The organism is Rothia sp. SD9660Na, from assembly GCF_030064065.1.
In the GTDB taxonomy this organism is placed as follows: Bacteria; Actinomycetota; Actinomycetes; order Actinomycetales; family Micrococcaceae; genus Rothia.
In genome coordinates this window covers 1,311,263-1,330,445 of sequence record NZ_CP125946.1, presented here as the reverse complement: position 1 = coordinate 1,330,445, position 19,183 = coordinate 1,311,263, and the positions used below count along the sequence as shown (strand labels likewise).

Genomic DNA, 19,183 nt, shown 5'->3' with positions numbered 1-19,183 from the left:
CAAGGAGTTCTCATGTCCCTCAAATACAAGGCAACTCAAAAGACTGTCGAAGCCCTGCTCCGTACCGTCTTCCGCGCCCGCGTGACCGGCCTTGAGAACTTCCCCGCTGAGGGCCCCGTCATCGTGGCCTCCAACCACCTGGCCTTCCTCGACTCGGTGATTATCTCAGCCCTCATGCCCCGCCGGGTTGCCTTCCTCGCCAAGTCTGAGTACGTCAACTCACCGGGTCTCAAGGGCAAGGCCATGAAGACCCTCTTCCAGGTCATCGACATCATTCCAGTCAACCGCACCGATAAGAAAGAGTCCATGAAGGCTCTGGAAACCGCACTTGAGCGCCTGAACGAAGGCAAGGTTTTCGGTATCTACCCCGAGGGCACCCGCTCCCGCGACGGCTACCTCTACAAGGGAAAAATCGGTGTGGCCTGGCTGGCTCACATGACCGGAGCCACCGTAGTGCCTATCGGCCTGATTGGCACCGATAAAATTCAAAAACCCGGCTCCAACATGGTCTACCCCTACCGCTTTACCGTCCGCGTGGGGGAGCCCATGACCTTCGAAAAACTGGGGGAGCGCATGAGCGGTAAGCAACGCCGCCAGACTACCGACCAGATTATGGACGCTATCGCCCAGCTCTCTGGCCAGCCCCGCAAAAACGAATACAACGTCTCACCGTCAGCAGAACGCGACGGGGGAATCTAGCCCAGCACCCAGCGCGGGCTAGAGGCTCCTGCCGCTCCTGACCTAGCTCAAAGGACCTGATACACGTGGCCGATCCTGCCTTCTACCGCCCGGCGTCCGGCGAAATCCCCACCAACCCCGGGGTTTACCGCTTCCGTGACGATGTAGGCCGCATTATCTATGTGGGCAAGGCCAAGAACCTGCGCAACCGCCTCAACTCCTACTTTGCCCGCGTCGATTCGCTCAGCCCTAAAACCTACGCTATGGTGCACACCGCAGCCGCGGTGGAGTGGACGGTGGTGGGTAGCGAGCTGGAATCCCTCCAGCTGGAATACACCTGGATTAAGGAATATAAGCCCCGTTTTAACATCGCCTTCCGCGATGATAAGTCCTACCCCTACCTGGCTGTCACCCTGAAAGACCGCTTCCCGCGCGCCCAGGTCATGCGCGGGGAAAAGAAGAAGGGGGTGCGCTATTTTGGCCCCTACTCCCAGGCCTGGGCTATCCGCGAAACCCTTGACGCCCTCTTGCGGGTCTTCCCGGTGCGCACCTGCTCTACCGGCGTTTTCAACCGGGCGCAGGCGTCCGACAGGCCCTGCCTGCTGGGCTACATCGACAAGTGCGCCGCCCCCTGTGTAGGCAGGGTGAGCCGCGAAGACCACCAGAAAATCGCTGAGGACCTGTGCTCCTTCATGGCCGGGGGAGCCGAGAAGTTCATTGCCGACCTGACCCGGCAGATGAAGGACGCCGCCGCCGACTTTGATTTTGAAAAGGCGGCCCGCCTGCGCGATGACATCGAAGCCCTGACCAAAGCCTTTGAACGCAACGCCGTGGTACTGCCCGATTCGGTGAATGCCGACCTGTTCAACTTTGTTGAAGATGACCTAGAAGCTGCCGTGCAGGTCTTTTATGTGCGGGGCGGACGCATCCGCGGCCAGCGGGGTTGGATTGTTGAGAAGGTTGAGGACTCCTCACCTGAAGCGCTCATGGACCACCTGCTGGTGCAGGTCTACGGTGAAACCGCAGCTGTGCTGGCCGCCGGGAGCTCTGAAGAAGAGATGAACCACAATCTCAATGAAATACCTCGTTACATCAATGTTCCGGTGCTACCCGAGAACCACGAGAAACTCGAGGAATGGCTGAGCGGGGTACGCGGGGCCAAGGTAAGTATCAGCGTGCCCCAGCGCGGCGATAGGGTCGAGCTCATGGCAACCGTCGCTGAGAATGCCAAGCAGGCCCTGAACCTGCACAAGACCCGCCGGGCAGGGGACCTCACCACCCGTTCGGCCTCCCTGGTGGAACTCCAAGAAACCCTGGAACTGCCCGAGGCTCTCATGCGCATTGAGTGCTACGACATCTCCCACGTGCAGGGGACCAATGTGGTTGCCTCCATGGTGGTCTTTGAGGACGGCCTGCCCAAGAAAAGCGACTACCGCAAGTTTTCCATCACCGGGGACGCCGCCCGTGACGACACCGCCAGCATGTACGATGTCATCTACCGCCGCTTCCGCCGCTATCTCACTGACGAGGCCCCAGGGGCCCGGGTGCGGGCGTCCGGCCAAATCAGCGAAGATGACCTACACTCCAAGGAACCCGCCAAGTTTGCCTACCCGCCCAACCTGGTTGTGGTGGACGGCGGCCAGCCCCAGGTCGCTGCCGCGACCCGTGCCCTCGAAGACCTGGGCATTACCGATATCTATGTGGTCGGTATCGCCAAGCGCCTTGAGGAGCTGTGGCTGCCGGGCGATGACTTCCCCGTCATTCTGCCCAGAACCTCTCATGCCCTCTACCTGATTCAGCGCATCCGCGACGAGGCCCACCGCTTCGCCATCACCTTCCACCGCTCCAAGCGGGGTAAAGAAATGGTCAAATCAGCCCTCGATACCGTACCGGGGCTGGGCCCGGTCAAGCGCGAAGCCCTCATTAAGCACTTTGGCTCCCTCAAACAGCTCTCTGAGGCAAGCGCCCAAGAACTTCAGGAGGTACCCGGCATTGGCCCGGCTATGGCTCAAAAAATCCTGGAGCGTTTTACGCCGAGTGTAGGGGATGGCGCCCAAAAGGGAGCTGAGAGTGAACCGGTGCACTAAGCTAGAAGTACTAACCATTTGAAGCGTGGAAGCGAGAGACCCCCATTTATGTCACCCAACTCCAGTGAGCAGGCCGTCAAACCGCAGATTCTCGTGATCACCGGTATTTCTGGAGCCGGCCGATCCACCGCTGCCAACACCCTCGAAGATGAGGGCTGGTACGTGGTCGACAACATTCCCCCGCAGATGCTCGGTTCTCTGGCCCAGCTCGTCAAAGAATCACCGGGCACCTTGCCTAAGGTTGCCGTGGGTATAGACATCCGTGCCCGCCGTCAGCTGGCAGATTTGCCCGAAGCTATCAATAAACTCCGCGCCTCTGATATCGACTTCTCCATGCTCTTTATGGACGCTGCCGATAAGGACATCATCGCCCGCTACGAAGCCCAGCGCCGCCCCCACCCCCTGCAACAGGGAGGTCTGGTTGCCGAAGCTATCGCCGAAGAACGCCGTATCTTTGCTGGCCTGCAAGAAGAGGCCGACTACGTCATCGACACTACCGGCATGAACATCCACCAGCTGGCTAAGAAGGTGCGTGAAACCTACGCCCCGGGCAAGGAACGCCTGGTCAACATCACCGTCATGAGCTTCGGTTTTAAGTACGGCACCCCCTCGGACGTTCACTATATGGCCGATATGCGCTTCATCCCCAACCCCCACTGGGTGCCCGGCTTACGCGCCCAGACCGGGCAGGACGCCGGCGTCCGCGACTTTGTCTTCGCCCAGGACGGCACTGAAGAGTTCATCAGCAACTACATCGCTGCCTTGCAGCCCGTTATTGCTGGCTACCGACGTGAGGGTAAGCTTTATGCCACCTTCGCTATCGGTTGCACCGGCGGTAAGCACCGCTCGGTGGCCGTGAGCGAAGAAATCGCCCGCCGCCTGAGCGAGATAGAAGATGTAAATATCTCCGTGCACCACCGCGACATGGGGCGAGAATAATGTCTGAGGCAACCCGCATGAGACGGTTTCCCGAAACCGGCCTACTGCCCGTCACCGCCCAGGGGCACGACCTACCCGTTCGCGTCACTGCGCTGGGTGGTGGGCACGGCCTCTACGGCTCCCTTTCTGCCCTCAAACTCATTACCACCGCCCTGACCGCCGTGGTGACCGTGGCGGACGACGGCGGCTCCTCGGGTAAGCTCCGCGAAGAGCTGGATGTGCTGCCACCTGGCGACCTGCGCATGGCTCTTTCGGCCCTGTGCGATGATACCGATTGGGGTCGCACCTGGCGTGACGTCATGCAGCACCGTTTCACTTCCCGAAGCGCAGACCGCCCCACCGCTCTTGAAAACCACGCCCTGGGTAATCTTCTGATTGTTACTCTTTGGGAACTGTTGGGCGACACCATCGCGGGGCTGGACTGGGCCGGAGCCCTGCTCAACGCCCGCGGACGTGTGCTCCCCATGGCTACTAGGCCCCTGGTGATTGAGGGCGATATCGTTACCACCAATGACCACGGGGTGACCTTCCGCGATACCGTCCAGGGCCAGGCCACCCTCGCCAAGGCAGGGCGTGTAGACAAGGTCCGCCTGCTACCCGAGAACACCGAAGCCTGCCCGGACGCCGTCCGCGCGGTGTACGAGGCCGACTGGGTGGTCTTGGGGCCAGGATCCTTCTATACCTCCCTGCTCCCGCACCTGCTCCTGCCCGGCCTGCGCGACGCGATCCTCAACACCAGCGCCAAGATTTGCCTCGTGATGAACCTCGAACTTGACGGCAAAGAAACCCGCGGCATGAGTGCCGCAGACCACCTGCTCGTTTTGCGTGAATACGTTCCAGAAATTAGGGTTAATACAGTCATCGCTGACCCCGCCGCCGCAGGAGAAGGCACGACATTTGAAGATGTAGCAGCCCAGCTAGGGGCGAAGGTGCTCTGGGCTGATGTGGCAGAAGCTGACCAACCCGGCGTACACGACCCCCTCAAACTAGCTGCTGCCTACAAGCACGTCTTCAAATACTAACGCCGACCACACACCGGCGCCCCGCGCTGACGAGAGCAGACACAACTTTGGAGGAAGACCCGCATGGCCCTGACGGCATCGGTCAAAGAAGAGCTGGCACACTACGAAGCCACGCGCTCATCTGTGCGCAAAGCTGAGGTAGCCACAATCTTGCGCTTCACGAATGGTCTGCACCTCGTGCAAGGCAAAATCGTGGTCGAAGCTGAAGTTGACCTCGAAACTACCGCAGAACGCCTGCGCTATAACATTGCCGAAATGTACGGCCACGACGCTTCCATTACCTCTATCTCCGGTGGCGGGCTGCGCCGGGGCGGGCGCTACCTTGTGCGGGTTGATCAGGGCGGTGAGGCTCTGGCCCGACAGACCGGTTTGCTGGACGGACGCGGCCGCCCCGTCCGTGGGCTGCCTCCTGCCGTGGTTAACGGCTCCCTGGCCGATGCTGAAGCTGTTATGCGCGGGGCCTTCCTGGCTCACGGCTCGCTGACCGAGCCCGGGCGTTCGTCCGCCCTGGAATTTACCTGCCCCGGCCCCGAGGCTGCCCTGGCCCTGGTCGGTGCCGCCCGCCGCCTGGACGTCATCGCCAAGGCCCGCGAAGTACGCGGGGTAGACCGGGTAGTGGTGCGTGATGGTGAAACCATCTCCCTGCTACTAGAGCGCATGGGTGCTGTTGACGCCCTCGATAACTGGCGGGAACGCCGTGCCCGTAAAGAGGTGAGGGCAACCGCTAACCGCCTCGCCAACTTCGACGACGCCAACCTGCGCCGTTCAGCTCAGGCTGCTGTGGCCGCCGGTGCCCGTGTCGAGCGAGCCCTGGAGATTCTTGGTGACAAGGTGCCCGAACACCTACGCTACGCCGGCGAACTGCGTGTTGCCCACAAGCAGGCATCCCTTGACGAACTGGGCCGCCTGGCTGAACCTCCCATGACCAAAGATGCTATCGCCGGCCGTATCCGCCGCCTGATTGCTATGGCCGATAAGCGGGCAGCTGAACGCGGCATTCCCGGCACTGAAGCCGGTGTGAACGGCGTCAGCCACCTCAACTAGGCTGTGTGGGTTTTTGTTGGTTTGCCCTTTACTGGGTGGTCTTGCTCATGCTCTCACCTGGCAAAACCCATATTTCCAGGTCAAAACGGGGGTGAAGCGTCCTTGAAACGCACGCAAGTCCACTTAAAAAACCGACAGAAACACACCAAAACTCACATAAACAGGGTATGATGGTTAACGAACCGGACGAGAGCTCACCCGCTTGAGCTGAAGGAACTAAGTTTTCCCAAGTTCGGCGATGAAACGCCAGAACCGGCGTCTCGTCCACCAACGTCACTAACTGTATCTAGGAGTTTGATTTCAGTGACTGTACGCGTAGCTATTAACGGCTTTGGCCGCATCGGTCGTACCTTCTTCCGCGCTGCCCAGCAGCATGGCGAAGGTTTCGAAATCGTTGCAATCAACGACCTGACCGACGTCAAGACCCTCGCACACCTGCTCAAGTACGACTCCATCATGGGTCGCTTCGACGGCGAAGTTGCTGTTTCAGAAAACGGCCTGACCGTCAACGGCAAGGAAATCAAGGTTCTGGCAGAGCGCAACCCCGCTGACCTGCCCTGGGCAGACCTCGGCGTAGACGTTGTTCTCGAATCCACCGGCTTCTTCACCGACGGTGAGAAGGCAAAGGCTCACCTCGAAGCTGGCGCCAAGAAGGTTATCCTTTCTGCCCCCGGTAAGAACATCGACGGCACCTTCGTTATGGGCGTCAACGACGACCAGTACGATTCAGCCACCATGAACATCGTTTCAAACGCATCCTGCACCACCAACTGCCTGGCACCCATGGCTAAGGTACTGAACGACAAGTTCGGTATCGAAAAGGGTCTGATGACCACCATCCACGCCTACACCGCTGACCAGCGCCTGCAGGACGCCCCCCACTCAGACCTGCGCCGCGCCCGCGCCGCAGCCCTGAACATGGTTCCCACCTCAACCGGTGCGGCAGCAGCTGTTGGTCTGGTTCTGCCCGAACTGAAGGGCAAGCTGGACGGCTTCGCTGTTCGCGTTCCCACCCCCACCGGCTCCATCACCGACCTGACCTTCACCGCTTCACGTGAAGTTACCGTTGAAGAAGTCAACGCAGCCGTCAAGGAAGCAGCAGAGGGTGCCATGAAGGGCATCATCACCTACTCCGAGGATCCCATCGTCTCCAAGGACATCGAAGGTGAGCCCGTCTCAACCGTCTTCGACGCCCCTCTGACCAAGGTTATCGGCAACCAGGTCAAGGTTATCGCCTGGTACGACAACGAATACGGCTACGTATCACGCCTGGTCATGTTCACCAACAAGGTAGTTGCAGCTCTCTAAGCTGATATCCACCGGTCTTTCATGAGACAGCAATAGGATAGGGTTAGCGAATCGACGCGCACATGCGCGGTTCGCTAACCCTTACCTATACCCGGCACCACCCTGGTGCCCACCCCATCCACCCTCACAAACAATGGAGAGAAAACTCCCATGGCTAAGACTCTCGCAGAGCTCATTGACGGTGGCGTGGCAGGCCGCCGCGTTCTCGTCCGTTCCGACCTGAACGTACCCCTCAAGGATGGCGTCGTCACCGATGACGGCCGCGTCCGCGCTTCCCTGCCCGTCCTCAAGAAGCTCACCGACGCCGGTGCCCGCGTCATCGTCACCGCCCACCTGGGTCGCCCCAAGGGCCAGGTAGACCCCCAGTACTCCATCAAGCCTGCCGCAGAGCGCCTGGCTGAACTGGCAGACTTCCCCGTGATCATCGCAACCGACCTGGTGGGCGAGGACGCCAAGGCCAAGGCTGAGGCTCTGAAGGACGGCGAACTGCTGGTCATTGAAAACGTACGCTACGACGCCCGCGAAACCTCCAAGGACGACGCCGAGCGCGCCGAGTTCGCAGCAGAACTGGCTGCCCTGACCGGCGAGAACGGCGCCTACGTGAATGACGCCTTCGGCGCTGTGCACCGCAAGCACGCCTCGGTGTACGACATCGCCAAGGAACTGCCCGCCTACTTGGGCGACCTGGTCAAGACCGAAGTTGACGTTCTGCAGAAGGTCATCAAGAACCCCGACCGCCCCTTCGTTGTTGTCATGGGTGGCGCTAAGGTCTCAGACAAGCTGGCCGTGATCGACAACCTCATCGGCAAGGCTGACGCCCTGCTCATCGGCGGCGGCATGGGCTACACCTTCGCCAAGGCTATGGGCTACGAGGTCGGCCAGTCCCTGCTGGAAGAAGACCAGCTCGAAAACTGCAAGCGCTACATGGAAGAAGCCCCCAAGAAGGGAACCGAGCTGATCATTGCCTCAGACATCGTCTGGTCAGATGACTTCTCCAACGACGCCAACACCGAAATCCGCCCCATCGAAGACCTGACCGGCGGCAAGCTGGGCGCCAAGGCAGAAGGCCTCGACATCGGCCCCGCAACCCGCGAACTCTTCGCCCAGAAGATCAAGGATGCCAAGCTGGTCTTCTGGAACGGCCCCGTAGGCGTCTTCGAAATTGAAGCCTTCTCAGGCGGCACCAAGGCAGTAGCCGACGCCCTCGTTGAATCAGAAGCCTTCTCCATCATCGGCGGCGGCGACTCAGCATCAGCAGTGCGCAACCTGGGCTTCTCCGACGATCAGTTCGGCCACATCTCCACCGGCGGCGGTGCCTCCCTCGAATACATTGAAGGCAAGACCCTGCCCGGCCTCGAAGCCCTCGGCGCCTAAAACCATTCGGTACTAGCCACCGCTAGTGCCACCAAGGGGCAGGACGCCGCACCCGCCGCGTCCTGCCCACCCACCCCAAGATTTCGCGAAAGGAACGAGCCCATGACTCGCAAGCCCCTCATCGCAGGCAACTGGAAGATGAACATGGACCACACCGAAGGTGTGACCCTGCTCCAGAAGCTGGCCTGGACCCTGGACGACACCAATTTCGACTACGACACCGCTGAAGTTGCCGTCTTCCCTCCCTTCACCGACATCCGCTCCGTACAGACCCTCGTTGACGGCGACAAGCTCAACATCGTCTACGGCGGCCAGGACCTCTCAGACCAGGACTCCGGTGCCTACACCGGCGACATCTCCGGCGTCTTCCTCAAGAAGCTCGGCGCAACCTATGTACTGGTTGGCCACTCAGAACGTCGCACCATCCACGGTGAAACCGACGGTATCTGCGCCGCCAAGGTACAGGCTGCCTACCGCAACGCCCTGACCCCCGTGCTCTGCGTGGGCGAAGGCCTCGACAAGCGTGAAGCTGGCGAGCACGTTGCGTTCACCCTGGAGCAACTGCGCGGCTCTATCGAGGGCCTGACCGCTGAACAGGCTGAAACCCTGGTTGTTGCCTACGAGCCCGTCTGGGCTATCGGCACCGGCAAGGTTGCAACCGCAGCTGACGCCCAGGAAATGAGCAAGGCTATCCGTGAGGAACTGACCAAGCTCTACTCAGCAGAGGTAGCTGACAAGGTCCGCGTACTCTACGGCGGCTCCGTCAAGGCTGCATCAGCTCCCGAAATCATGGCTGAAGCAGACGTCGATGGCGTTCTGGTGGGCGGCGCTTCCCTCGACGCCACCGAATTCGCTAACATCGCCCGCTACAAGGCCTAGAAGATACCCTAACTAGGGGTATAGTAGATTGATGGCGCTTCGAAGCGCTGACCAACCCGACTGAAAGGTTCTGCGTGGAAACCCTCAAGATTATTCTGATGGTCCTCATCGCTATTGCGAGCATTCTTACCATCCTGCTGGTTCTGCTGAACCGCGGTAAGGGTGGCGGTCTTTCAGACATGTTCGGCGGTGGCATGACCACCTCGCTGAACTCATCGGGCATGGCGTCCAAAAACCTGATTCGCCTGACCGTCACAGTGATTCTGCTCTGGGTCTTCGCAATTATTGGCTACGCCCTGGTGATGCGTTTCTCTGAAACCGCCGTTATCTAGGCTTACATCAAAAATTCCCGCCTACCGGTTCACCGGTAGGCGGGAATTTTTTGTCTCTAAATACCTGAACTCTAGGAAACTGAGCCGAGGGCGTCCTCGGTTGCCAGAATCAGGGTTTCGAGCAGGCCGCGGGCCCCAGCTGCCGGGGTCTGGGTGAGGATCTCGGTGGTTAGCTGGGTTTCGGTCAGAGCGGACGCCGCCCGTAGGCGGGCACTTGCCTCGGCCTTGTCGCTACCGGTAACCAGGAACCAGATGCGCTCTGAGTAGTTGATAACCGGTAGGGTCAGGCTCACGCGGGTGGGCGGGGGCTTGGGCGAATCGTACACAGCGAGAGCGGTAGCCTCAGCCTCAAGAATCTCTGACCGGCCGGGGAAGAGGGAAGCGATGTGGCCATCAGGGCCCATGCCCAGCAAGGTCAGGTCAAAGAGAGGAGAGGCCTCACCCTCGGGGGCGAAACGGGCCAGCTCAGCTGCATAGAATTCTGCTGCAGCCTCCGGGGTATCAAAGATGTCAGAGGCGCCCATGATGTGAAGGTTTTCCTCAGGTAGCCCCAGGGAGCTGAGCCAGGCGTCCTTGGCCTGCTGCTCATTCCGGTCAGCGTGGCCGCTGGGCACGAACCGCTCGTCTGACCACCAGAAATGAACCTTGGACCAGTCCACGGTAGCGCTCAGCGGGCTTTCTGCAATACCGGCAAGCACCGCAATGCCCATGGTGCCGCCGGTCAGCGACAGGTGAGCGATACCGCGGGCAGCTACAGCGGTGGCAGCCACATTGATAATGCGGGTGGCACCGGCCAGCTGCAGCTGGGCCTTATCGAGGTGGGGAACGATGACAGGGTTAGGCATCGTAGACCTCCGTATAGTCGGCGCCCTCATCGTGAACATCGTCTACGTTCACATCGACCATGATGTTGCCACTGGTGACAACAGACTTGAGTACCTCGCCGTAAACCTCATCGGGGTCAAGGCGGCGCAGCTCTTCAGCCAGGCAGTCGGCTAGGGAGCGCGCAGGCAGGGAAATCTGCTGGTCGGGCACACCGGGGGAAGAAATGGTGGCGATGTTGCGACCGGGGCGGTGGATGATGATGGAACCGTCTTCGCGTTCTAGCTCTACCTTGTAGAGGCCGCGCTGCACATCGGTGGTGCGCAGGTGCACCTCAGCGTCCAGGCGGTCACCTAACCAGGCACCGAGCAGGACCACCGAGGGGCTCATGGATGAACCCGAGACCACCACGCGCTTGACGGGGGCAGGCTCAATCTGATCGAAAACCGCAGCTATCTGAATACGCCAGAGGGTCAAGCGAATCCAGGCCAGGTCGGTATCGCCGTCCTTGTAGCTGGCAGCCAGTTTCTCAAGCACGCCAAGGGGATCATAGGCGCGGGCTGAATCGGTGATACGGCGCTGGGCAATCTTGCCGATAGAGTGCTCTGCCGGGTTCCCGGGGACTGAGTGGGGCCACCAGGCAACGATGGGGGAGTCGGGCAGAAGCAGCCCTGAAATCAGGGACTCGGTAGCAACCGCCGCCGAGCCGTACCCGCGCAGAATGATGAGTTCTGAAGCACCCGCGTCGCCGCCCATGTAAATGCGGGCATCCAGTCGGTCCTCGGCGTCCTGACCGTAGTCAATGTGGACGATAATACGGGAGGGGTGCTCATAGGAGGCCTTCAGGGCCGCCTCAACGGCGGTCTTGGAGTGCCCCTTTTCGGCCAGAATGACCAGGGTCAGCACGCGAGAGGATGTGGTTGCCCCCTCCTCGTTCCGCAGGCGGGAGAGCTCCTTGGCGACCTCCCCCACGGTGGTGTCTTTGAGTTTCTTCATCATGGGCGCCTCCAAGCACGGCCGTCGCGTTCTAACATTTCGTGGGCGGAAGCCGGGCCCCAGGAACCGGGTGCGTAGGCTTCGGGTTTGATCTTGTTCTCTTCCCAGTATTCTTCGAAGGGGTCAAGAATCTTCCAGGAGAGTTCGACCTCTTCGTGGCGGGGGAAGAGCGGGGGCTCGCCCAGTAGCACATCGAGAATCAGTCGCTCGTAGGCCTCGGGGGATTCCTCGGTGAAAGAATGAGAGTAGCCAAAATCCATGTTGACGTCGCGGATTTCCATCTGGGTGCCGGGCACCTTAGAGGCAAAGCGCAGGGTCATACCCTCATCGGGCTGTACACGGATGACGATGGCGTTCTGCCCGGAGCTATCGGCACTGCCGCCAAAGAGCAGGTTGGGGGCCTTTTTGAAGACCACTGCAATTTCGGTGACGCGGCGCCCCAGGCGCTTACCGGCGCGCAGGTAGAAGGGGACGCCTGCCCACCGGCGGGTATTGATGTTCAGCTTGAGAGCGGCGAAGGTTTCGGTGCGGGAGTCTGCGGGAATATCATTCTCATCGAAGAAGCCGTTTACCTCTTCACCACCCTGGTTACCGGCAGCGTACTGGCCGATGGCAAAGGCGGAGGCAATATCCTCGGGAATCTGCACGGCTTCTAAGACCTTGGCCTTTTCAGCACGCAGGTGCTCGGCGTTGAAGCTGACGGGCTCTTCCATGGCGGTGAGTGCCAGCAGCTGCAGCAGGTGGTTCTGAATCACGTCGCGGGCAGCACCCACCCCGTCGTAGTAGCCAGCGCGGGTACCGATGCCGATATCCTCGGCCATGGTGATCTGCACGTGGTCTACGTTGGTGGCGTTCCAGAGGGGTTCAAACATCTGGTTGGCAAAGCGCATGGCCAGAATATTCTGCACGGTTTCTTTGCCCAGGTAGTGGTCGATACGGAAGACCGAATCGGCGGGGAAGACCCGCTCAACAATGGCGTTGAGCTCGCGGGCGGTTTCGAGATTGTGGCCGAAAGGCTTTTCGATGACCACACGGCGCCAACCCTCGTGCTGGTTGTGGTTAGCCAGGTCGTGATCGGCTAGCTTCTGTAGGACCCGATCGAAGTCCTTGGGAGGAATCGACAGGTAGAAGGCGTGGTTACCGCGGGTGCCACGGGTTTCGTCGAGCTCTGCCAGGGTTGCTTTGAGCTTTTCGAAAGACTCATCGGAGTCGAAGGTGCCGGTGACAAAGCGAATGCCGGCAGCGAACTGGTTCCAGACGTCCTCTCGGAAGGGGGTGCGGGCATGAGCTTCAACGTGCCCGCGCACCTCCTTCTGGAAGTCCTCGTGGCTCCACTCGCGGCGTCCGAAACCGACCAGGCCGAAGCTGGGTGGGAGCAGGCCGCGGTTGACCAGGTCGTAGACCGCGGGGAGTAGTTTCTTGCGCGCAAGGTCGCCGGTGACGCCGAAGAAGACCAGAGAGGACGGGCCTGCCACCCGGGTCAGTCTGCGATCGCGCGGGTCGCGCAGGGGGTTATTTTCGTGAGTGTTGGCCACCGCCGTGAATCCTTCACAGGTTGGTTGGGGCGGCAGCTGCGAAAGGTGTGGGGCTGCCGCGGTTCTCTTGTTCTAGTGTACTAGTGCCCACCGGGCCGGCTGGCGCTTGCCGCCGGGCTTGGGGCGAGGTGAGCGGGTGCAGTGAGGGTGGGGGATATGCCCCCCCACCCTCAGCGTGAAACGGTACTACTTGCTGTCAGCTAGTGCGGCGGTGACGGTGTCGAGCAGTTCCTTCCAGGAGACCTCGAACTTCTCAACGCCTTCGGTTTCCAGCTTTTCTACCACGTCGTTGTAGGAGATACCTACAGCTTCGAGCTGGTTGAGGATCTCGGTAGATTCCTTGTAGGTGCCCTCGATAGCGTTACCCGCAACCTCTGCGTGGTCGAAGGTTGCGTTGAGGGTTGCCTCGGGCATGGTGTTGACGGTTCCGGGGGCTGCAATTTCGGTGACGTAGAGGGTGTCGGGGTAGGCGGGATTCTTCACGCCGGTGGAGGCCCAGAGCGGACGCTGGCGGTTAGCACCTGCGGCTTCTAGGCGGGCCCAGCGCTCGGAGGAGAAGGCCTGCTCGTAGACCTCGAAAGCCAGGCGGGCGTTAGCTACACCGGCCTTGCCGCGCAGGGCGAGGGATTCGTCGGTGCCGATAGCCTCAAGGCGGGCATCAATTTCGGTATCGACGCGGGAGACGAAGAAGGAGGCAACGGAGTGGATCTTTGAGAGGTCCTTACCGTTTTCCAGTGCCTTTTCGAGGCCAAGCAGATAGGCGTTGATGACGGCGCGGTAACGCTCCAGGGAGAAAATCAGGGTGACGTTGACCGAGATACCTTCAGCCAGGGCCTCAGCGATGGGCTCTAGGCCCTCTTCGGTGGCGGGAATCTTAATCATGACGTTCTCACGGCCAACTGCTGAGTAGAGCTCCTTAGCCTGGGCCAGGGTTGCAGCAGATTCGCGGGCCAGCAGCGGGGAAACCTCGATGGAAACGCGGCCGTCAAAGCCCTGGGTTGCCTCGTAGATGGGGGCGAACACGTCGCAGGCATCGCGCACGTCGTCAATCATGGCAGCAAAGCCGGCAGCTTCTGCCTCGGTACCTTCTGCAGCCAGCTTCTTCATCTGCTCGGCGTAGGCTGCGCCGTTGGACAGGGCGGCAGCGAAGATAGAGGGGTTGGTGGTGACACCAACCACGTTCTTGGTGTCGATGAGCTCCTGCAAGTTACCGCTGGTGAGACGCTCGCGGGAGAGGTCGTCGAGCCAGATGGAGACGCCTGCGTCTGAAAGTTTCTGAGTGGGGGTAGTCATAATGTTTTCCTTGAATTTTAGTTCGGTTAGCGGGCAGCGGCGATGGATTCGCGGGCCTTGGCAGCGACGTTCTCGGCGGTGAAGCCGTAGTCGGCGAAGAGTTCTTCGGCTGAGGCTGAGGCACCGTAGTGTTCGAGAGAAACGGCGCGGCCTGCTTCGCCCAGAATGTCCATCCAGGGCATGGCCAGACCGGCTTCAACGGTCACACGGGCCTTGACAGCTGAGGGGAGCACCGACTCGCGGTACTCAGCCGACTCAGCTGCGAACCACTCTCGGCAGGGCATGGAGACAACGCGGGCGGCGATACCCTCTCCTCCCAGCTGGGTGCGGGCAGCCAGAGCAACCTCAACCTCAGAACCGGTGGCAATCAGGATGACGTCGGGGGTGCCCTCGGTATCAGCCAGCACATAACCACCGCGGGCAGCGCCGTTGGCGGAAGCGAACTTTTCGCCCTCGGCGTCCGCATGTAGGTCTTCACGGGCCACGTTGGTCAGGTTCTGGCGGGAGAGCACTAGGCCGGCGGGGTGGTCCTTGATGTCCAGGATCTTGCGCCAGGCGACGGCGGTTTCGTTGCCGTCAGCGGGGCGGACGACATCGAGGTTGGGGATCGCGCGCATAGCGGTCAGGTGCTCAACGGGCTGGTGGGTGGGGCCGTCTTCACCCAGACCGATGGAGTCGTGGGTCCAGACGAAGATGTTGGGCACACCCATGAGCGCTGCCAGGCGGACAGCCGGGCGCTGGTAGTCGGTAAAGACGAAGAAGGTGCCGGAGAAAGGACGGGTGGGTGAGGAGAGCGCGATACCGTTGGTGATAGCTGCGGCGGCATGCTCGCGGATGCCGAAGTGCAGCACACGGCCGTAGGGGTGGCTGGTCCAGCTCTTGGTGGAGCGGGACTCGGGGTTGAAGGACTTTTCGGTATCGATGGTGGTGTTATTGGAGCCAGCCAGGTCAGCTGAACCGCCCCAGAGCTCGGGCAGAACCGGAGCGATAGCGTTGATGACCTTACCCGACGCTGCGCGGGTGGCGATAGAGGTACCAGCCTCAAAGGTGGGCAGGGCCTCATCCAGCTCGGCGGGCAGCTCACCCGCAACCAGACGCTCGTAGAGCTTGGCCTGCTCGGGGTTTGCCTCAGCCCAGGCATCGAAGGACTTCTGCCATTCCTCGCGCTCAGCTGCACTGCGCTCGACCAGGGCGCGGGTGTGCTCAAGAATCTCGGGCTCTACCACAAAGTGCTGCTCGGGGTCGAAACCCAGCACCTTCTTGGTGGCTGCAACTTCGTCGGCACCCAGCTTAGAGCCGTGGATACCGCCGGTGTTCTGCTTGGTGGGGGCGGGGTAGCCAATGATGGTGCGCAGCTCGATGAAGGAGGGCTTATCGGTGACCTTGGTGGCAGCAACGATAGCGTCGTAGAGGGCTTCGATATCTTCCTTGTAGTCGCCGCCAACGGTCCAATCTACCTTGGCAACATCCCAGCCGTAGGCTTCGTAGCGGGCTGTGACGTCCTCGGTGAAGGCCACGTCGGTGTCATCTTCAATGGAGATGTGGTTGCGGTCGTAGATGACAACCAGGTTGCCCAGCTGCTGGTGGCCAGCAAGAGCGGACGCTTCGGCGGTTACACCCTCCTGCACGTCGCCCTCAGAGGCAATGGTGAAGACAGTGTGGTCAAAGGGGGAGGTACCGGGGGCTGCTTCGGGGTCAAAAAGGCCGCGCATGCGTCGCTGGGCGTAGGCAAAGCCCACAGCGGATGCCAGGCCCTGGCCCAGGGGGCCGGTCGTGATTTCGACACCTTTAGTGTGACCGAACTCGGGGTGGCCGGGGGTCAGGGCACCAGCGGTACGCAGAGCCTTAATATCCTCAAGTTCCAGACCAAAACCACCCAGGAAGAGCTGGCTGTACAGGGTCAGTGAGGTGTGGCCGGGGGAGAGGATGAAGCGGTCGCGACCTTCCCAGCGGTCATCACGGGGATCTTGACGCATGACCTTCTGGAAGAGCAGGTAGGCCACAGGGGCCAGGCTCATTGCGGTACCGGGGTGGCCCGAGCCAACCTTCTCAACGGCGTCCGCAGCAAGCACACGAGCGGTATCAACCGCGCGCTGGTCTTTCTCGGTCCATTCAAGCTTCTGATTTAGGTTAGGCATCAGCCGTCCTCTCTCAATCTGGCTACCCAGAAATATTCATCAAATTTATTCTTCTACCCGCCTACCGTCGCTCGAGCGGGGCAAGCCCACACAAGCACACGGTAAAACTGGCACAAGACTTTACTTCCAGGATAGTTCACCTGCGAATATGTGGGCTTGGTTTGTCTCTCAGCGGACGCCCCCGCTTTAGGGGTGCGCTTAATCTATTAGCCAGGGAGTAGGTGGGCGTTATACGATGTGATTTGACCAAAAGCTCTTTTGGTGTGCGCTCAAGCCGATTGCCATCGGTAAAAAGTGATAGTCGCCACCTCAATCTGTGTTGCGGGGCATGCCTTGCCGCGCAGACGGCGTCCACACCTCAACACGCCGAAACCTAGCCGGGATTTCACATAGTGAATAGACCGGGTGGGCATTGAGAGAGCTGCACACACAACAGTCAAGGGAAGTCAGCATACGTGAAGGGCCATGGCATCAAGACCGTGATCGACCGTACCGAGAAAAGCCAGCAGGCCTCAGCTGCGGCTGCGCCCGGCCGCGTCTCCCTGGGCCGAAAAATCAGGGCTTACATTCACCTCACCAAGCCGCAGATTATCGAACTGCTGCTGGTGACCACTGCGCCTACCATGATTTTTGCCGCCGGCGGATTTCCTAACCTCTGGCTGGTGCTCCACACGATGATTGGTGGCTCCCTTGCCGCTGGCGCATCATGTGCCTTCAACTGCTACATCGACCGAGAAGCCGATAGGCTCATGAAGCGCACCGAGAAGCGTCCGCTGGTCACCGGTGAACTCACCGACCGGGAAGCCCTGGTCTTCGCCTGGGTACTGTCGGTTGTTTCTATTGTGTACCTCTACTTCCTGGTGAACCCGCTGGCTGCCGGTCTCGGTGTCGTCGCGATTTTCCTCTACGTTGTCTTCTACTCCCTGTGGCTGAAGAAGCGCACCAAGCAGAACATCGTCTGGGGCGGCCTGGCGGGCTGCATGCCGGTCTTTATCGCCTGGGCGGCTGTAGAGAACACTATTTCCTGGGCGGCCGTGGTGCTCTTTATGGTGATTTTCCTTTGGACGCCCCCGCACTACTGGCCCCTGTCGATGAAGTACGCCGAAGACTACCGGGCCGCTGGCATTCCCATGCTGGGCGCGACCGACTCGGCCAAGAGCGTCTCGGTTCAGGTGGTGTTGTACGGCTGGGCCATGGTGATGTGCTCCCTGCTGTTGGTGCCCCTGGGCGGCGCTGGTTGGGTGTACACCGCAACCGCTGTGCTGATTGGGGCCTGGTTCCTTTACCACTGCCACAAGCTGCATCGCCTGGCCCTAGCGGAGCAGGCAACCAGCCGAACCGCTATGGTGGTCTTCCACGGCTCAATCACCTACCTGACCGTGCTGTTTATTGCCCTGGCGGTCGACCCCTTCGTGGGCGGCCCGGTGCTCCCCCTCTAAACGCTTCCCTACAAGGGGACCTGATTTTCAAAAAGGGACCGCATATTATGCGGTCCCTTTTTAGTTTTGCGGTCCCCTTGGAGCGGAGTAGGGGAAGGCTACGCCGTCCGGACGCGCCCCGCCGCCTTCTCGCGCGCAGCGGGGGACGAGAGCACCAGCTGACGCTCAAACAGCGATGATGCCGCCAGCGCGAACACACCCGACCCGATCAGGTGCATCTCCACCAGCCAAATCGGCAGGCCGTTGAAGTACTGGGTGTAGCCCACGATGGCCTGGTAGCCCAGTACCACCAACACAAAGGTCAGAGACTTCCCAAAGATAGGGGCCCACCCCTTTGACCGCCACAGCGCAAAGAAGCCCAGCACCGAAGCGCAGTAGATCCACACGAGAGAACCGTGCAGGCGGGTTACCCACACGGGGTTAAAGGCGTGGCGGTGGGTCTCGGCATCCCCGGCGTGCGGGCCGGTACCCGTCGTAACGGTGCCCATGAACATCAGTGCAACAACCAGCACCACGCCGATCCATCCGAGTGCCCGCATCAGATGGGCGGACGCGGGGGTGCCAGCGTCCGCGCTCTGAGTTGGGGCATGAGCCGGGTTGGTGGCGGGGATGAGCCCCTCGCGGGCTGCGGTTCCCTCAAAGTAGCGGTAGACGCGGTTGAGGTAGATGCCGGCAAGCATAATCATGAGAGCTGAGAGCATGTAGTGGGCGGTAATCATCCAGGGGTTGAGGCGCTGCCAGACCGAGATTCCGCCGACCACAGCCTGCACCGGAATACCCCAGAGCAGCAGCAGAGTCAGGTTGAAGAGGTCAGAGTAGCTGGAGCGAGGGGCGACTAAGCCGCGGGACTCCAACCAAGCGCCGATACCTTGAGCACGGAAGTTCTCAGAGCGGCTGCCTACGAGCAGACCCCACATGAAGCGACCCAAAGTCACCCGCCCCGGGAATACTACCCGCAGCACTGCCAGGAAGGCGATCATGGTTACGGCGACCAGTACGAAGGTCAGCAGGCGGTTGCCGAATTCGACCAGGCCGTGGATGCCCATTTCGGGGGTGGTGGTCCAGGAGCCGTCCGAGGTGCAGCGGGGCCAGGCATCACAGCCCAGGCCGGAGCCGGTGAGACGGACGATACCGCCGGAAATAATCAGCACGATATTGGCGATGGCTACAGCCCAGGCGGTCTTTTTGATCCAGCGGGTGTAGTGGCGGGGGATGAGGCGTTCACCCAGGGTCGTTGGCTGGTAGGTTCCAGCGGTGGGCGTGTGCGGGGTCGGCATGGAGCTTTCCTTCACAAAGG

General features: G+C 60.8%; 16 protein-coding genes. 10 read left to right on the top strand and 6 right to left on the bottom strand.

Features of this window, described 5'->3' with window-relative positions:
• Positions 1-12: 12 nt before the first annotated feature.
• The 9 genes from QM007_RS06470 to secG all read left to right on the top strand — a co-directional run bounded on the left by QM007_RS06470 (position 13) and on the right by secG (position 9,663).
• Complete coding sequence (locus QM007_RS06470; protein ID WP_283489213.1) at positions 13-699, top strand: lysophospholipid acyltransferase family protein; 687 nt, start codon at positions 13-15, stop codon at positions 697-699.
• 65 nt (positions 700-764) lie between these two features.
• A complete protein-coding gene (uvrC, locus tag QM007_RS06465; RefSeq protein ID WP_283489212.1) occupies positions 765-2,765 on the top strand; it encodes an excinuclease ABC subunit UvrC in 2,001 nt (666 codons plus the stop codon).
• 48 nt (positions 2,766-2,813) lie between these two features.
• Positions 2,814-3,704 (top strand): RNase adapter RapZ, encoded by an 891-nt coding sequence (rapZ, locus tag QM007_RS06460; protein WP_283489211.1) that lies wholly within the window; start codon positions 2,814-2,816, stop codon positions 3,702-3,704.
• The gene (locus QM007_RS06455) at positions 3,704-4,726 is read left to right on the top strand and encodes a gluconeogenesis factor YvcK family protein (protein ID WP_283489210.1); all 1,023 of its coding nucleotides are present in this window, start codon (positions 3,704-3,706) and stop codon (positions 4,724-4,726) included. Before rapZ ends, QM007_RS06455 begins: the two co-directional genes overlap by 1 nt.
• A gap of 63 nt (positions 4,727-4,789) precedes the next feature.
• Entirely contained in the window at positions 4,790-5,770 is a 981-nt protein-coding gene (whiA, locus tag QM007_RS06450) for a DNA-binding protein WhiA (protein ID WP_283489209.1), read from the top strand.
• A 303-nt stretch (positions 5,771-6,073) separates the two neighbouring features.
• Positions 6,074-7,078, top strand: a complete 1,005-nt coding sequence (gap, locus tag QM007_RS06445) for a type I glyceraldehyde-3-phosphate dehydrogenase (protein ID WP_283489208.1) — start codon at positions 6,074-6,076, stop codon at positions 7,076-7,078.
• A 150-nt stretch (positions 7,079-7,228) separates the two neighbouring features.
• Positions 7,229-8,452: a phosphoglycerate kinase gene (locus QM007_RS06440; RefSeq protein WP_283489207.1), complete on the top strand. Its 1,224-nt coding sequence runs from the start codon at positions 7,229-7,231 to the stop codon at positions 8,450-8,452.
• Positions 8,453-8,554: 102 nt separating this feature from the next.
• On the top strand, positions 8,555-9,331 hold the full coding sequence (gene tpiA, locus QM007_RS06435) for a triose-phosphate isomerase (RefSeq protein WP_283489206.1): 777 nt from the start codon (positions 8,555-8,557) through the stop codon (positions 9,329-9,331).
• A gap of 74 nt (positions 9,332-9,405) precedes the next feature.
• The gene (gene secG / locus QM007_RS06430; RefSeq protein ID WP_283489205.1) at positions 9,406-9,663 is read left to right on the top strand and encodes a preprotein translocase subunit SecG; all 258 of its coding nucleotides are present in this window, start codon (positions 9,406-9,408) and stop codon (positions 9,661-9,663) included.
• A gap of 71 nt (positions 9,664-9,734) precedes the next feature.
• On the opposite strand, the gene pgl is transcribed toward secG, so the two are convergent.
• From pgl to tkt, 5 genes are all read right to left on the bottom strand, one after another.
• Positions 9,735-10,508 (bottom strand): 6-phosphogluconolactonase, encoded by a 774-nt coding sequence (pgl, locus tag QM007_RS06425; RefSeq protein WP_283489204.1) that lies wholly within the window; start codon positions 10,506-10,508, stop codon positions 9,735-9,737.
• A complete protein-coding gene (locus tag QM007_RS06420; protein ID WP_283489203.1) occupies positions 10,501-11,484 on the bottom strand; it encodes a glucose-6-phosphate dehydrogenase assembly protein OpcA in 984 nt (327 codons plus the stop codon). The genes pgl and QM007_RS06420 overlap by 8 nt, the downstream gene beginning before the upstream one ends.
• On the bottom strand, positions 11,481-13,016 hold the full coding sequence (gene zwf / locus QM007_RS06415; protein ID WP_283489202.1) for a glucose-6-phosphate dehydrogenase: 1,536 nt from the start codon (positions 13,014-13,016) through the stop codon (positions 11,481-11,483). The genes QM007_RS06420 and zwf overlap by 4 nt, the downstream gene beginning before the upstream one ends.
• 186 nt (positions 13,017-13,202) lie before the next feature.
• Positions 13,203-14,309: a transaldolase gene (gene tal / locus QM007_RS06410; RefSeq protein WP_283489201.1), complete on the bottom strand. Its 1,107-nt coding sequence runs from the start codon at positions 14,307-14,309 to the stop codon at positions 13,203-13,205.
• Between the two features lie 26 nt (positions 14,310-14,335).
• Positions 14,336-16,447, bottom strand: coding sequence for a transketolase (gene tkt, locus QM007_RS06405; RefSeq protein ID WP_283489200.1), 2,112 nt, complete (start codon positions 16,445-16,447; stop codon positions 14,336-14,338).
• Between the two features lie 455 nt (positions 16,448-16,902).
• Here tkt and QM007_RS06400 point away from each other — a divergent pair, with 455 nt between their 5' ends.
• Positions 16,903-17,886 (top strand): heme o synthase, encoded by a 984-nt coding sequence (locus QM007_RS06400; RefSeq protein WP_502949048.1) that lies wholly within the window; start codon positions 16,903-16,905, stop codon positions 17,884-17,886.
• 98 nt (positions 17,887-17,984) lie between these two features.
• Here QM007_RS06400 and QM007_RS06395 read toward each other — a convergent pair whose 3' ends face one another.
• Positions 17,985-19,163, bottom strand: coding sequence for a COX15/CtaA family protein (locus QM007_RS06395; protein ID WP_283489199.1), 1,179 nt, complete (start codon positions 19,161-19,163; stop codon positions 17,985-17,987).
• Between the last annotated feature and the right edge of the window lie 20 nt (positions 19,164-19,183).

Excerpts from the sequence above, each read along its gene's own strand:
- QM007_RS06470 (WP_283489213.1), top strand. The coding sequence starts at position 13 with ATGTCCCTCAAATACAAGGCAACTCAAAAGACTGTCGAAGCCCTGCTC.
- rapZ (WP_283489211.1), top strand. The coding sequence starts at position 2,814 with ATGTCACCCAACTCCAGTGAGCAGGCCGTCAAACCGCAGATTCTCGTG.
- QM007_RS06455 (WP_283489210.1), top strand. The coding sequence starts at position 3,704 with ATGTCTGAGGCAACCCGCATGAGACGGTTTCCCGAAACCGGCCTACTG.
- whiA (WP_283489209.1), top strand. The coding sequence starts at position 4,790 with ATGGCCCTGACGGCATCGGTCAAAGAAGAGCTGGCACACTACGAAGCC.
- QM007_RS06440 (WP_283489207.1), top strand. The coding sequence starts at position 7,229 with ATGGCTAAGACTCTCGCAGAGCTCATTGACGGTGGCGTGGCAGGCCGC.
- tpiA (WP_283489206.1), top strand. The coding sequence starts at position 8,555 with ATGACTCGCAAGCCCCTCATCGCAGGCAACTGGAAGATGAACATGGAC.
- pgl (WP_283489204.1), bottom strand. The coding sequence starts at position 10,508 with ATGCCTAACCCTGTCATCGTTCCCCACCTCGATAAGGCCCAGCTGCAG.
- QM007_RS06420 (WP_283489203.1), bottom strand. The coding sequence starts at position 11,484 with ATGATGAAGAAACTCAAAGACACCACCGTGGGGGAGGTCGCCAAGGAG.
- tal (WP_283489201.1), bottom strand. The coding sequence starts at position 14,309 with ATGACTACCCCCACTCAGAAACTTTCAGACGCAGGCGTCTCCATCTGG.
- tkt (WP_283489200.1), bottom strand. The coding sequence starts at position 16,447 with ATGCCTAACCTAAATCAGAAGCTTGAATGGACCGAGAAAGACCAGCGC.
- QM007_RS06395 (WP_283489199.1), bottom strand. The coding sequence starts at position 19,163 with ATGCCGACCCCGCACACGCCCACCGCTGGAACCTACCAGCCAACGACC.